This window comes from Streptomyces synnematoformans, from assembly GCF_039531005.1.
Taxonomy (GTDB): Bacteria; Actinomycetota; Actinomycetes; order Streptomycetales; family Streptomycetaceae; genus Streptomyces; species Streptomyces synnematoformans.
The window spans coordinates 1-13,459 of record NZ_BAAAPF010000201.1 but is presented as its reverse complement, the minus strand read 5'-3'; the positions used below and the strand labels follow the sequence as shown (position 1 = coordinate 13,459).

The following is a 13,459-nucleotide window of genomic DNA, read 5'->3' as shown; positions in this document are numbered from 1 at the left end:
CCGCGCCGCGGGCAGCGCCGCCCGCGCGGTCGCGCCGGTGGCCAGCACGTCGTCCACGACGACGGCCCAGCGCCCGGCCAGCGCGGGTGCCGGGCGGCCCGCCCGGTAGAGGTCCTCGCGGCGGCGCAGCTCGGCGCGCTCCCGCTCGGCCACGGGCGCGAGGTCGCCGGCGGTGTACCCCGCGGCGGCGAGCGCGGCCGGGTCGGCGATCGGCGGGGCGTCGCCCGCCACCGCGCCGAGCCCGTACTCCGGGTGGTGCGGATGGCCGATCTTGCGCACGAGCAGGACGTCGAGCGGCGCGCCGAGGGCGCGGGCGACCTCGTACGCGACGGGCACACCGCCGCGCGGCAGCGCGAGCACCACGGGCGGGGGCGGGGCACCGGCCCCGGGCCGGCCGCCCTGCAGCCGGCGGGCGAGCGTGCGGCCCGCCTCGGTGCGGTCCTGGAAGCGCATGGGTCCCGCTCCGTCTTCGGTCCCCCCGGTCACGTCACATTGTGCGCCGGCCCGGGCGGGGCCGCACCTCGGGCCGCGCCGCGCGGTCAGCGGCGGCGCAGGTGCACCACGGTCGCGTCGAGGTCGCCGGCCAGCCCCGTGTGCAGCCCCCGGTGCGCGAGCACCGCGCCGCGCAGCACCGCACCCGGCTCGCCGCCCGCCAGCACCTCGTACTCGGCGGCGGTGTCGAGCGCGGCGAGCCGCAGCGGCGGCAGCGGCTCGCGGTAGCGCTGCGCCTGCAGCCAGGCGAGGACGACGACCTCGTCGGCGCGCCCGGGGTCGTCGCCGAGGACGTACTGCACCGCGGTCAGGCCCTCCTGCGGCGGGCGCAGCCGGTACAGCCGGCCGAGCTGGACGGCGGGGCGGACGCGCTTGTACAGCTCCACCCAGCGCCCGGCCTCGGCCAGCTCCTCGTCGCCCCACCGCGCGAGGTCGCCGCCGACGCCGAGCACGCCGGCCATGGCGCTGACGAAGCGGTAGCGCAGGCTGCTGACGCGGTCCTGCATCTGCTCGTTCGGGCTGTCGGTGACCCAGGCGGCCGTGACCCTGGCGGGGTGGATCTGGCCGATGCCGTGCTGGATCGGCAGCCGGTCGAGCGGGTCGGTGTTGTCGGAGGTCCACACCTGGTCCGTACGGGACAGGATGCCGAGGTCGATCCGGCCGCCGCCGCCCGAGCAGGACTCGAAGGCGACGTGCGGGTGCGCGGCGCGCAGCCGGTCCAGCAGCTCGTAGAGCCCCTGCACGTGCGGGACGGAGGGGTCGGTCTGCGCGCCCGGCTCGGTGAGGGAGCGGTTGAAGTCCCACTTGACGTAGTCGATGGGCGCGGAGCGCAGCAGCCCGTCGAGCCGGTCCCACAGGTGCGCGCGGACCTCGGGCCGGCCGAGGTCGAGCACCAGCTGGTGGCGGAACTCGGTGCGCCGGCGGCCCGGCCGGTGGTGCACCCAGTCGGGGTGGGCGCGGTAGAGGTCGCTGTCGGGGTTGACCATCTCCGGCTCGACCCAGATGCCGAAGTGCATGCCGAGGCCGTGGACCTCGTCGGCGAGCGGCTTGAGCCCGTCGGGGAAGCGCTCGGGGTTGGGGGTCCAGTCGCCGAGCCCGGCCCGGTCGTCGGTGCGCGCGCCGAACCAGCCGTCGTCGACGACGAACAGCTCCACGCCCATCGCCGCGGCCCGCCGCGCCAGCTCGCGCTGGTGCCCCTGCTCGACGTCGAACTTGGTGGCCTCCCACGAGTTGTAGAGGACCGGCCGGGGGATGTGCGCCTCCGGTACGACGTGCGCGAGCTGCCAGGCGTGCCAGGCGCGGGACGCGGCGCCGAAGCCGCCGGCGGTGTAGAGCCCGGCGAAGACGGGCGCGGTGTACGACTCGCCGGGCGCGAGCCGGACCAGCCCGGAGTCGTCGTGCCCGGCGCCGCCGACGGCCTGCACGACGCCGTCGGGGAGCTGCTGCACGGCGATGCGCCAGGACCCGGACCAGGCCAGCGCGCAGCCGTAGACCTCGCCGTGCTCCTCGCCGGCGGTGCCGTCGTCGAGGGCGATCCACGGCAGGTGGCGGTGCGAGGTGTGGCCGCGGCGGCTGCCGATGACGGTCTCGCCGGGGGTCAGCTCGGCGCGGGCGAGCAGGCTCTCGGCGGCCCAGCGGCCGTGCAGGTGGGACAGCCGGCGGCGGTCGGCGCGCGGCAGGGTCCAGGCCGCCGAGTCCAGCCGCAGCAGCTCCAGGACGGGGTCGTCCGGGCCGCCCTCGTGGCCGGCAGTGGCCCAGCGCTCCAGCACGTCGGCGCCGGCGCGCATGCGGTAGTGCAGGGTGACGGCGAGCCGGTGCACGGGGTCGTGGAAGGTGAGGCGCAGCTCGTCGCCCGCGGTCGCGGCGCCGCGGAACTCCCACTCGCTGCCGCGGCCGCCGGGTCCGGGGGCGTCGTCCGCGGCGCGTACGGCGAGGGCGGGCCGCACGAAGCGGGCCCCGCCCTCGACGGGGTACTCCTCGCGGCCGTCGAGACGGGACTCGAAGGAGCGGGTGCGCGGCAGCCGCTCGGCGGCCAGCGCCTCGGCGTCGGCGAGCGTGAGCCGCGGGCCCCAGTGGAGGTGCAGCAGCTCGTCGTGCCGCGTCAGCCGCAGGGCGTAGCTGCTGTGCGGACCCGACAGCAGCCAGATCCGACCGTTCCCACCGACCTCGACCATGGCGTCTCCCAGAACTCAACAGAGGTACACAACATCGCAGCCGGGGGGATGCTTGTCCAGCATGCGATTGTCGTACTGTCGAAGGGCCGTGCCTTCCCCGCCTTCCCCGCCTTCCCGGCCTTCCCGACGTTACGGAGCTTCGATGACGCAGACGACCGAGCCGGAGCTGACCGGTGTCCGCAACTTCCGCGACGTCGGCGGGCTGCCCACCGTCGACGGCGGGCAGACCGGGCACGGCCGGCTCTACCGCAGCGGGCACCTGGCCCACGCCACCGCCGAGGACGCCGTCTTCCTCGGCTCGCTCGGCCTGCGCACGGTCTTCGACTTCCGCAACGCCGCCGACATCCGCCTCGACGGCCCCGACATCGACCTGCCCGGCGTGCAGAACGTCAACATGCCGCTCAACGACCCGGCCGAGGGCAAGGAGTTCTGGAAGCTGGTCCGCGACGGCGACATCCCGACGCTCCGCTCGCTGCTCGGCGACGGCAAGGCCGCGGCCCGCATGGAGGACTCGTACCGCGCCATGATCCTGGGCCGCAACGCGGAGCACTCCCGGGTGCTGCACACCCTGGCGGACGGCGGCACGCCCGCCCTGCTCCACTGCGCGGCGGGCAAGGACCGGGCCGGGCTGACCGTCGCCCTGGCGCTGCTCGCCGTGGGCGTCGAGCGGGAGGCGATCGAGACGGACTACCTGGCGTCCAACGCGCAGCACCGGCGCTACCGGGTCACGCGCGGCGAGCAGGCGCAGGGCGGCACGTCGCCCGAGGTGATGGAGCTGCTCAGCCCGCTGTTCGACGCGCGGGCGAGCTACCTGGGCGCGGCGTTCGACACGATCGCCGAACGCTGGGGCACCGTCGACCGCTACCTGCGCGAGGCGCTGCGGCTGAGCGACACGGCCCGCGAGCGGCTGCGCGAGCGGCTGCTGGCCGCCTGACGCCGCGGACGGCGGCGGTTCAGCGGCTCAGCAGTTCAGCGGCCGGACACCGCCTGTTTGGCCAGGGTGCGGCCGAACTCCCAGATCAGCCCGCCGCCCGCGTGCGCCTCGTCCATCACGGCCGTGAACGCGTCCAGGAACCGCTGCACCTCCGTCTCCCCGATCACCAGCGGCGGCAGCAGCTTGATGACCTCCTGGCGGTCCCCGGAGACCTGGGTGAGGATGCGGTGGCGCTGCAGCAGCGGCACCACGATCAGCTGCGCGAACAGCCCCTTGCGGGCGGCCTGGAGCAGCGTCCAGCGGCCGCGCAGCTTCAGCGACGCCGGCTTGCCGAACTCGATGCCGATCATCAGCCCGCGGCCGCGCACGTCGTGCAGCAGCTCGTACTGGTCGACCAGCCCGGCGAGCTTGCCGCGCAGCAGGTCGCCGGTGTGCCGGGCGTTCTCGGCGAGCCGCTGGTCCGCCAGGACGTGCAGGGTGGCGAGGCCCGCGGCCATGGCGGGCGCGTTGGTGCCGAAGCTCGCCGAGTGGACCAGCACGCGGTCCATCGACGAGTAGACCTTCTTGAAGATCCACCCGCGGCCGAGGGTGGCGCCGATGGGCACGTACCCGCCGGACAGCGCCTTGGCGAGGCAGACGAGGTCGGGCTCGGCGCCCTCCTCGTGCTGGTACGCGAAGAAGTCGCCGGTGCGCCCCATGCCCGTCTGCACCTCGTCGGCGACGAGCAGCCCGCCGCGCTTGTGCAGCAGCTCCCGCGCGGCGCGCAGGTAGCCGGGCGGCGGCGCGTGCACGCCCTTGCCCTGGATCGGCTCGACCACGAGCGCCGCGACGTCGCCGGCGCGCAGCTCCCGCTCCAGCGCGTCGAGGTCGCCGAGCGGGACCGCGGTGTCCGGCAGCAGCGGCGCGAAGCCGTCGCGGAACGCGTCGACGCCGTTGACGGAGAGCGAGCCGGTGGTGAGCCCGTGGAACGCCTGGTCGCAGTAGAGGACGCGGGGCTTGCCGGTGGCGTAGCGGGCGAACTTCAGCGCGGTCTCGACGGCCTCGGTGCCGCTGTTGGAGAAGAACACCCGGTCCAGGTGCGGCGCGTACGTCAGCAGCTTCTCCGCCAGCAACCCGGGCAGCGGCTGGCAGTCGAAGCGGGTGAGGTCGGCGAGGTCCAGGTCGAGCACGTCGTGCAGGGCCTTGCGGACGACCGGGTGGTTGCGGCCGAGGCCCATGACGCCGAAGCCGGCGAGGAGGTCGAGGTAGTCGCGGCCCTCCTCGTCGTAGAAGTACGCGCCCTCAGCGCGCACGTACGTCTTGTCGAAGCCCAGCGTGTGCAGCATCCGCGGCAGCTGGTGGTTGAGGTGCCGGGCGTGCAGGTCGTAGCGCTCTCCCCCGCGCTCGGCCAGCAGCGCCGCGATGTCGAAGCTCATCGGGTGCTTTCGTCCCTCTCCCTGGTACGGACCGGCTCCCCCGCCCGGGCGGCCGGCACACCGCCAACGGCGGCGGCGATCCGGTCCGGGGTCAGCCCGGCCCCGGCGAGCACCTCGGCGCGCGTGCCGTGCGGCAGGAACCGCTCCGGCAGGCCGAGGGTGCGCAGCGGTACGTCGACTCCGGCGTCCCGCAGCGCCCGGGCGACGGCGGCGCCGACGCCGGAGGCGACGCAGTTGTCCTCGACCACGGCGACGACGCGGAACCGGGCCGCCAGCGGCGGCAGCTGCGCGTCGACGGGCTTGACCCAGCGCGGGTCGACGACGGTGCAGCCCAGCCCCCGCCCGGCGAGCAGGTCCGCGGCCGCCAGACAGCCGGAGGCCATGGCGCCGACGCCGACGAGGAGCACGTCCTCGCGCCGGTCGCGGCGCAGCACGTCCATGCCGCCGACGCGCGCCGTCGCGGGTATCGGCTCGGACACCGTGCCCCGGGGGAAGCGGACGACGGTGGGCGCGTCGTCAACGGCGACGGCCTCGCGCAGCTGGGCGCGCAGCTGGTCGCCGTCGCGCGGGGCGGCGATTCTGAGGCCGGGGACGACCTGGAGGACCGACATGTCCCACATGCCGTGGTGCGAGGCGCCGTCGGGCCCGGTGACGCCGGCCCGGTCGAGGACGAACGTGACCCCGCAGCGGTGCAGCGCGATGTCCATCAGCACCTGGTCGAACGCGCGGTTGAGGAACGTGGCGTAGACCGCGACGACCGGGTGCAGCCCGCCGGTGGCCAGGCCCGCGGCGGAGACCGCGGCGTGCTGCTCGGCGATGCCCACGTCCCAGATCCGGTCCGGGAAGGCCTCGGCGAACGCCGCGAGCCCGGTGGGGTGGAGCATGGCGGCGGTGACCGCCACCACGTCGTCGCGCTCGGCGCCGACGCGTACCAGCTCGTCGGAGAAGACCGACGTCCACGACGGCCCGCCGGCCGGGGCCACCGGCTCGCAGGTGGACGGGTCCATGACGCCGACGGTGTGGAAGCGGTCGGCCTCGTCGTCCAGCGCGGGCTGGTAGCCGCGGCCCTTCTCGGTGAGGCAGTGCACGAGGACCGGCCCGCGGAACCGCTTGGCGCGGCGCAGCGCGGACTCGACGGCGGCGACGTCGTGCCCGTCGACGGGGCCGACGTACTTCAGCCCCAGGTCCTCGAACATGCCCTGCGGCGCGATGAAGTCCTTCAGGCCCTTCTTCGCGCCGTGCAGCGAGTCGTACAGCGGCCTGCCCACCACCGGGGTGCGGTCGAGCAGGCCCTTGCCCCAGGACAGGAAGCGCTCGTAGCCGTCGGTCGTGCGCAGGGTCGCCAGGTGGTCGGCGAGGCCGCCGATGGTCGGCGAGTAGGAGCGCTCGTTGTCGTTGACGACGATGACCAGCGGGCGGTCCCGGGCGGCGGCGATGTTGTTCAGCGCCTCCCAGGTCATGCCGCCGGTCAGCGCCCCGTCGCCGACGACGGCGACGACGTGGTCGGAGCTGCCGCGCACCTCGTTGGCCTTGGCCAGGCCGTCGGCCCAGCCCAGCACGGTGGAGGCGTGGCTGTTCTCGATCACGTCGTGCTCGGACTCGGCCCGCGAGGGGTAGCCGGACAGGCCGCCGCTGCCGCGCAGCCCGGAGAAGTCCTGCCGGCCGGTGAGCAGCTTGTGCACGTACGACTGGTGGCCGGTGTCCCACAGGATGCGGTCGGCCGGCGAGTCGAAGACCCGGTGCAGGGCGAGGGTCAGCTCGACCACGCCGAGGTTCGGCCCGAGGTGGCCGCCGGTGCGGGCGACGGACTCGACGAGGAAGGTGCGGATCTCCCCGGCCAGTTCGGCCAGTCGCTCCGGCGGCAGCGCCTTCAGGTCGCGCGGGCCCCCGATGCTCTCCAGGAGCGGCATCTCATGCCCCTCCCCCTCGCGCGCGGTTTCCGCCGACCGTCTCCCGGGCCGCCCGCAGCGACTCCTTCAGCGACGACGTGGTGGCGAGGATGGAGGTCGGCTCGTAGCCGCAGTGGGCCATGCAGTTGGCGCACCGGGGGTCCCGGCCGCGGCCGTACTTCTCCCAGTCGGTCTCCTCGATCAGCTCCCGGTACGTCGGCACGTAGCCGTCGCTCATCAGGTAGCAGGGGCGCTGCCAGCCGAAGAGCGAGTAGTTGGGGATCGCCCAGGCCGTGCACGGGAAGTCGACCTTGCCCTCCAGGAAGTCGAGGAACAGCGGGCTGTGGTTGAGCCGCCAGCGCTTGCGGTTGCCGCCGGCGAACGCCTTCCGGAACAGCTCGCGGGTCTGGTCGACGCCGAGGAAGTGCTCCTGGTCGGGCGCCTTCTCGTAGGCGTACGCCGGGGAGATCATCATCTCGTCGACCTGGAGGTCGTCGTTGAGGTAGTCCAGGACCTCGACGACGGTCTGCGGGGTGTCGGTGTTGAAGAAGGTGGAGTTCGTGGTGACGCGGAACCCGCGGCGCTTCGCCTCCTTCATCGCCGCCACCGCCTCGTCGAAGACGCCCTCCTTGGCGACCGACTCGTCGTGCCGCTCGCGCAGGCCGTCGATGTGCACGGCGAAGGCGAAGTACGGCGAGGGCTCGAACTTGTCGAGCTTCTTGCGCAGCAGCATGGCGTTGGTGCACAGGAAGACGAACTTCCTGCGGGCCACCAACTGCCGGACGATCTCGTCGATCTGCGGGTGCATCAGCGGCTCGCCGCCCGCGATGGAGACCATCGGGGCGCCCGACTCCAGCACGGCGCCGACCGCCTGGGCCACCGGCATGCGCTGCTTGAGCACGCCCGCGGGATGCTGGATCTTCCCGCAGCCCTCGCACTTGAGGTTGCAGGCGAAGAGCGGTTCCAGCTCCACGATCAGCGGGAACTTCTCCCGTCGCCGGATCGTCCGCTGAGAGAAGAGATATCCGGCAACCTTGAGCGACTGGCGCAGTGGCATGGCCATCAGGTTCGCCTCCTGGGAATCATGACATGACGGTGCCATTCGAAAAATGCAGGAAGAACCGAGCTGAGCACGCGGTACGCGGTGATGCCACCGCGCAGCGTTCCGAAACGGACGAGTTCATGCTCGGGCGCGTCGACGACCACCCGGACGGCGGCAACGGGCCGCGTCCCCGCCTCGGCGGCCCCGACCCCGGCCCCGGCCGCAGCCGCGGCCGTGCGCAGGGTGGCGGCGGACTCCATGTCGACGGCGACCGCTCCCCGCTCGCGCAGCGCTGCCCGGCCGGCCGCGCCGCGTACGACGTGGTCGGTGCCCAGCAGCAGCCCGGTGTGCACCCGGGCGTCGAGAAGCGCGAGGGCGTCGAGGAGCGGCCCGTTGTCCGGGCAGCCGGTGGGCTCCGCGCCCTCCCGGTCCGCCCGGACGGCATCGGCGACGACGACGTCGCCGGGGCGCATCTCCGGCCGCAGTCCGGCGCAGAAGCCGGCGGCGATCACGGGCGCGCCGTGGAACGGCTCCTCCGCGAGCCGGCGGGCCACGGCCCGCTCCGCCCGCTCGGGACCCATACCGGTGCGGAGCACGGCGACCGGACCCGCGTCCCCGGCCGCGCCCTCGGCGCGGCCGGTGCCCGCCCTGAGCGCCCGGCGTTCGATGCCGAGCGCGCAGACGACGAGCAGCGGCGCGGGTGAGTCGGGCATCAGGCCTCCCGGCCGTCCCCGGCGGCCGGCTCCCGGCCGGCGGTCGCGGACAGGTAGCGGCCCAGGGCCGTGAGCGGGAAGACCAGCCGGTACAGGTGGTAGTTGATGGAGAAGTCCCAGGGGAAGCCGGTGCCGGTGAACTGCGGCTCGTCCCAGGACCCGTCGGGCAGCTGGGTGCGCACCAGCCAGGCCACGCCGCGCTCGACCGCCGCGCTGTCGTGCTCGCCTGCGGCCAGCAGCGCGAGCAGCGCCCAGCCGGTCTGCGAGGCGGTGGAGTCGCCGCGGGCGATCCACTGCGGGTCGGGGTACGAGCGCAGGTCCTCGCCCCAGCCGCCGTCCTCGTTCTGCACGCTCTCCAGCCAGGTGACGGCCCGCCGGATCGCCGGGTGCGACGGGGGCAGCCCGGCGGCGACGAGCGCGGGCACCGCGGAACCCGTGCCGTACACGTAGTTGACGCCCCAGCGGCCGAACCAGCCGCCGGCCGCCTCCTGCTCGGCGAGCAGCCAGGCGACGCCGCGGCGGGCGTGCGGGTCGTGGCCGAGCTTCTCGCCGGCGAGCATCTCCACGACGTGCGCGGTGACGTCCGCCGACGGCGGGTCGATGACCTCGCCGAAGTCGCAGAACGGCAGCTTGTTGGGGAGCATCGAGGTGTTGTCCACGTCGAACGCGCCCCAGGCGCCGTTCTTCGACTGCATGCCCGCCAGCCAGCGGACGGCGCGCTCCACGGCCGCGTCGACGCGCGCCGGGTCGGGGTGCGCCACGCGGCGCAGGGCGAGGACGACCTCGGCGGTGTCGTCGGTGTCGGGGTAGTTGTCGTTGTGGAACTCGAACGCCCAGCCGCCGGGGGCGAGTCCGGGGCGCCGCACGGACCAGTCGCCGGTGGTCAGCACCTGCTCGGCGAGCAGCCAGTCGGCGGCCCTGACGAGCTGCGGGTGGTCGGCGGGCACCCCGGCGTCGACGAGCGCGATGGTCGCCAGACAGGTGTCCCAGACGGGCGACTGGCAAGCCTCGATCATCCGCACCGGGCCGTCCGCATGCCCGCCGTCCGGATCGGCCGGGCCGCCGGTGTCCGCCGCCGGTGCCGCCGTCGCGACCGTCCCCACCGCCGTCCCGGTGCCGTCGGACCAGACCGCGAAGCGGTCCAGCGACTCCAGCCCGGCCTTCAGCACCGGGTGGTCGAGGCCGTAGCCGAGCAGGTGCAGCGCAATCACCGAGTACACGGCGGGCGGCTGGATGCCGCCCCAGGCGCCGTCGCTCTCCTGCCGCTCGATGATCCAGCGGGCGCAGCTGCGCAGCGCCGCCTTGCGCAGCGGGCGCGGCGCGACCCTGCGGTACGCGTGCAGCGCCCGGTCCAGCCGCTGGAAGACGCCGTCCCAGGTCGCCGGCGGGGCCTGCGGCCGCGGCGGGCTGGGCTCCACGGGGTCGGTGTGCAGTTCGTCGAGGGTGAACGGGCCGGGGCGCACCGGGCGCTTGGCGGAGACGACGGTCAGCGGCACGATCGTCTGGCGGGCCCAGCAGCCGAAGTCGTAGATGTTCAGCGGGAACCAGGACGGCAGGTAGATCAGCTCGGGCGGCAGCTCCGGCAGGTCCTCCCAGCGCCACCAGCCGAACAGCGCGAGCCAGATGCGGGTGAAGACCCGGGCGGCGGCGATGCCGCCGTTCCGGCGGACCCAGGCGGCGGCCCGCGCCATGTGCTCCGCGTCGGGCGCGTCGCCGGCGAGCCGCAGCGCGACGTACGCCTCGACGGTCGCGGACAGGTCGCCCGGGCCGCCGTGGAACGTCGCCCAGGCGCCGTCCGCGCCCTGCCGGCGGCGGATGAAGCGGGCGGCGGCCTGGGTGGTGTGCTCGTCACGGACACCCAGGAACTCGCGGAGCAGCAGGTCCTCGGCGTCCATGGTGACGTTGGTCTCCAGGTCGCCCTTCCACCAGCCGTCGGCGTCCTGCCGGCCGAGGAGGTTGGCGGTCGCCCGCTCGGCCGCCCGCTGCGCGGCCAGTAAAGCCGCCGCCCCTTGGGGGGCGGTGTCGGTTGCGTGGCCGCCATCGGCAGTGCCATTCATGCACACCCCTTTCGAAGGGACGTCCGGACGCGCGGCCCGGGCGTCGGTGTCAGTGCCGACGTACGACGACGAAGTCGGCGAGGGCGACGAACCGTTCGCGGATCTCGTCGGGCATCTTCACCTCGTCCAGCGAGGCGAGTGCGCTCTCGTGTTGCCTGTGCGCCTCCTCCTGGGTCCAGCGGCGTCCCCCGGCCTCTTCGATCAACGCGGCCCGGGCGGCGAATTCTTCCTCGTCGAACCCGTTCTCCGCATCGGATTTCCGGTCGTCGGTCCGTTTGGCGTCGGCGGCGAGCATCTGCGCGAGTTCGGCGGACGCCCGGCCGTCGGCGGCGAGCGCCGCGCACACCGGCAGCGACTTCTTGCGCTGGCGCAGGTCACTCCAGGCCTGCTTGCCCGTGACGGCGGGCTCGCCCCAGATGCCCAGCACGTCGTCGACCGCCTGGAAGGCCAGGCCCAGATGGAGTCCGTAGCGCTCCAGCGCGTCGGCCGCCTCGTCGCCCGCGCCGCCGAGCACGGCGCCGACGGAGCAGGCGCACGCGAGCAGCGCCCCGGTCTTGTTGCCCTCCATCTGCAGGCACTCGGCGACCGACACGCGCTCGCGGTGCTCGTACGCGATGTCCTGTGCCTGGCCGTCGATGAGCCTGCGGGTGGCGGCGTTGAGCCGGCGGGCGGCGCGCGCCGACTCGGGCGTGCCCCGTTCCAGCAGGAGTTCGCCGGCGAGCGCGAAGAGCGCGTCGCCGACGAGGACGGCCTGCGCGGGGCCGTACAGCTTCCACACGGTGTCCCGGTGGCGCCGCTTCTCGTCGCCGTCCATCAGGTCGTCGTGCAGGAGGGAGAAGTTGTGCACCAGCTCGACGGCGACGGCGCCCGGGAGCCCGGTCTCGGCGGAGGCGCCCGCGGCCTCGGCGGCGAGCAGCGCCAGGAGGGGCCGTACGGCCTTGCCGCCGTCGCCCTCGGCGGGGTTGCCGTGTGCGTCGATCCAGCCGAAGTGGTAGGCGGCGACGGTGTCCATGGGGGGTACGAGCCGGTCGATCACGGACCGCAGCACGGGGTTCGTCAGCGCCCGGGCGTGGTCCAGCAGGGCCGGCACTGCGGCGGCGCCGGGGGTGGCCGCAATGTCGGTGTCCGGTTCGGGACGGGGCACGTTCTCTCCTCCGGTGACGGATCTCAAACTGCTTCCAGCAGGTTCCGCGGCACTTCTCGGCCCAGTCCGCCGAGGGTCTCCCGGATCGCGGCGAGGCCGCTGAGAACGGCGCTCTCCATCGTCGCGGGCCACCCGGTGGCGGTCCACGCGCCGGCAAGGGTGAGGCCGGGCGCGTGGGTCCGGGGTCCGGGGCGCAGCCGGCCGACGCCCGGGGACGGGGCGAAGGTCGCGGTGCGCTCGCGGGTGACGAAGAAGTCGCGTACCCCGGCGCCGCGCGCGGCGGGCAGCAGCTTCGCCAGCTCGGGGAGGTAACGCTCGCGCAGTTCGCCGACGGGCCGCTCGATGTCGTCCTGCGCGGCGGACTGGGACACCGCCACGTACTGGCAGCCCCGGCCGTGCGGGGTGCCGGCGAGGCCGGAGACGTCCGTGCGGTCGAAGATCCACTGTACGGGGGTGCCGACCGCGGCGACGAACGGGGCGTGCAGCACCCGGCGGTCGTACACGACGTGCAGGTTGAGGATCGGCGCGGTGCCGATCCGCAGCAGCCGGTCCTTGTGGTCGAGCGCGCCGGCCGGCAGCAGCCCGTGCGCCTCGCGCTGCGGTACGGCCAGGACCACGGCGTCGGCGTCGAGGGTCGTCGCCCCGGCCCGGCCCGCGCGTTCGGGTCCGGCCGCCACGCCGACCTGCCAGCCGCCGTCCGGCGCCCGGTGCAGCCCGGTCGCGCGGGTGCGCCGCAGGATGCGGACGCCGACCCGCTCCAGCCGGCGGCGGGCGAGCGTGTCGTGCAGCTCGCCGAGCGGCACGTGGGCCCAGCCGATGTCGGCGGCGCCCCGTTCGGTCAGCAGTCCGGTCCTGAACACCATCGCGGCCAGCCCCAGCGAGGCGTCGGGGGCGTAGGCGTTGAGGGTGGCGACGCCGACCAGGTCCCACAGCGCCTCGACGGCGCGGGGCGACTGCCCGTGCCGGTGCAGCCAGCCGGCGAAGTCCACGCCGTCCAGGGCGGGGTCGGCGGGGTCGAGCCGCTTCAGCGCCAGTGCGGCGCGGCCCACGCTCGCGCGCTCCGCGAGCGACAGGTGGGGGTAGCGGGCGAGGCCGGCGGCGAGGTGCAGCGGCACCGGGAGGTCGGTGCGGCCGAGCCGGCCGGTCCGCGGGCCGGTGCCCTTGCGGGACGGCCTGGCGGCGTCGAGTACGGGCACGTCCAGGCGGTCCTGCAGCGGCGCGAGCCCGCTGCCGCCGACCTCGTCGAGGAACCACCGGTACGCGGCGCAGCAGCGCAGGTAGACGTGCTGGCCGTTGTCGACGGTGAGGTCGCCGCGGCGGAAGGAGAAGGCGAGCCCGCCCAGGCGCGGCCGGCCTTCGAGGAGCGTGACGTCGAGCCCGGCGTCGGCGAGCCCCATCGCGGCGGTCATCCCGGCGAGCCCGCCGCCGACGACCACGGCCCGCGGTCGCCGGTCGGGGCCGGAGTCCGCCATCAGCGGCCACCTCCCCATCCGTGTCGACACCCACTATGTCTGGCCCGTGCGGCGGGAGCGCACACCTTGCGGTGCGGCGGCGCGCCGCGCTGCGCACCGACGCCCCCGTCGAGCCCGGGGGCGCGCG

At 74.8% G+C, this 13,459-nt stretch carries 10 protein-coding genes; 1 reads left to right on the top strand and 9 read right to left on the bottom strand.

All coding sequences use genetic code 11. The features are described 5' to 3' along the window. Both ABD317_RS24890 and ABD317_RS24885 read right to left on the bottom strand, forming a co-directional pair. Positions 1 to 453 (bottom strand): phosphoribosyltransferase family protein (locus tag ABD317_RS24890; protein ID WP_344292147.1); only part of this gene is annotated, 453 nt, incomplete at its 3' end. Between the two features lie 86 nt (positions 454 to 539). Then, positions 540 to 2,666, bottom strand: coding sequence for an alpha-galactosidase (locus ABD317_RS24885; protein WP_344292145.1), 2,127 nt, complete (start codon positions 2,664 to 2,666; stop codon positions 540 to 542). A 142-nt stretch (positions 2,667 to 2,808) separates the two neighbouring features. Between ABD317_RS24885 and ABD317_RS24880 the strand changes: the two genes are divergently transcribed. Next, positions 2,809 to 3,600 (top strand): tyrosine-protein phosphatase, encoded by a 792-nt coding sequence (locus ABD317_RS24880; protein WP_344292143.1) that lies wholly within the window; start codon positions 2,809 to 2,811, stop codon positions 3,598 to 3,600. A gap of 35 nt (positions 3,601 to 3,635) precedes the next feature. Here the strand turns inward: ABD317_RS24880 and ABD317_RS24875 are convergent, their stop codons facing one another. From ABD317_RS24875 to hpnE, 7 genes are read right to left on the bottom strand one after another with little or no spacing between them, the layout of a single operon-like run. Further along, a complete protein-coding gene (locus ABD317_RS24875) occupies positions 3,636 to 5,015 on the bottom strand; it encodes an aspartate aminotransferase family protein (protein ID WP_344292141.1) in 1,380 nt (459 codons plus the stop codon). Beyond that, positions 5,012 to 6,925: a 1-deoxy-D-xylulose-5-phosphate synthase gene (gene dxs / locus ABD317_RS24870; RefSeq protein ID WP_344292139.1), complete on the bottom strand. Its 1,914-nt coding sequence runs from the start codon at positions 6,923 to 6,925 to the stop codon at positions 5,012 to 5,014. The genes ABD317_RS24875 and dxs overlap by 4 nt, the downstream gene beginning before the upstream one ends. A gap of 1 nt (position 6,926) precedes the next feature. Next, complete coding sequence (gene hpnH / locus ABD317_RS24865) at positions 6,927 to 7,967, bottom strand: adenosyl-hopene transferase HpnH (protein WP_344292137.1); 1,041 nt, start codon at positions 7,965 to 7,967, stop codon at positions 6,927 to 6,929. Continuing rightward, on the bottom strand, positions 7,967 to 8,659 hold the full coding sequence (locus ABD317_RS24860) for a phosphorylase family protein (RefSeq protein ID WP_344292135.1): 693 nt from the start codon (positions 8,657 to 8,659) through the stop codon (positions 7,967 to 7,969). Before ABD317_RS24860 ends, hpnH begins: the two co-directional genes overlap by 1 nt. Next, a complete protein-coding gene (gene shc, locus ABD317_RS24855) occupies positions 8,659 to 10,716 on the bottom strand; it encodes a squalene--hopene cyclase (RefSeq protein ID WP_344292134.1) in 2,058 nt (685 codons plus the stop codon). The genes ABD317_RS24860 and shc overlap by 1 nt, the downstream gene beginning before the upstream one ends. A gap of 49 nt (positions 10,717 to 10,765) precedes the next feature. Then, positions 10,766 to 11,860, bottom strand: coding sequence for a polyprenyl synthetase family protein (locus ABD317_RS24850; RefSeq protein WP_344292133.1), 1,095 nt, complete (start codon positions 11,858 to 11,860; stop codon positions 10,766 to 10,768). Between the two features lie 23 nt (positions 11,861 to 11,883). After that, positions 11,884 to 13,332 (bottom strand): hydroxysqualene dehydroxylase HpnE, encoded by a 1,449-nt coding sequence (hpnE, locus tag ABD317_RS24845; protein ID WP_344292132.1) that lies wholly within the window; start codon positions 13,330 to 13,332, stop codon positions 11,884 to 11,886. Positions 13,333 to 13,459: the final 127 nt, after the last annotated feature.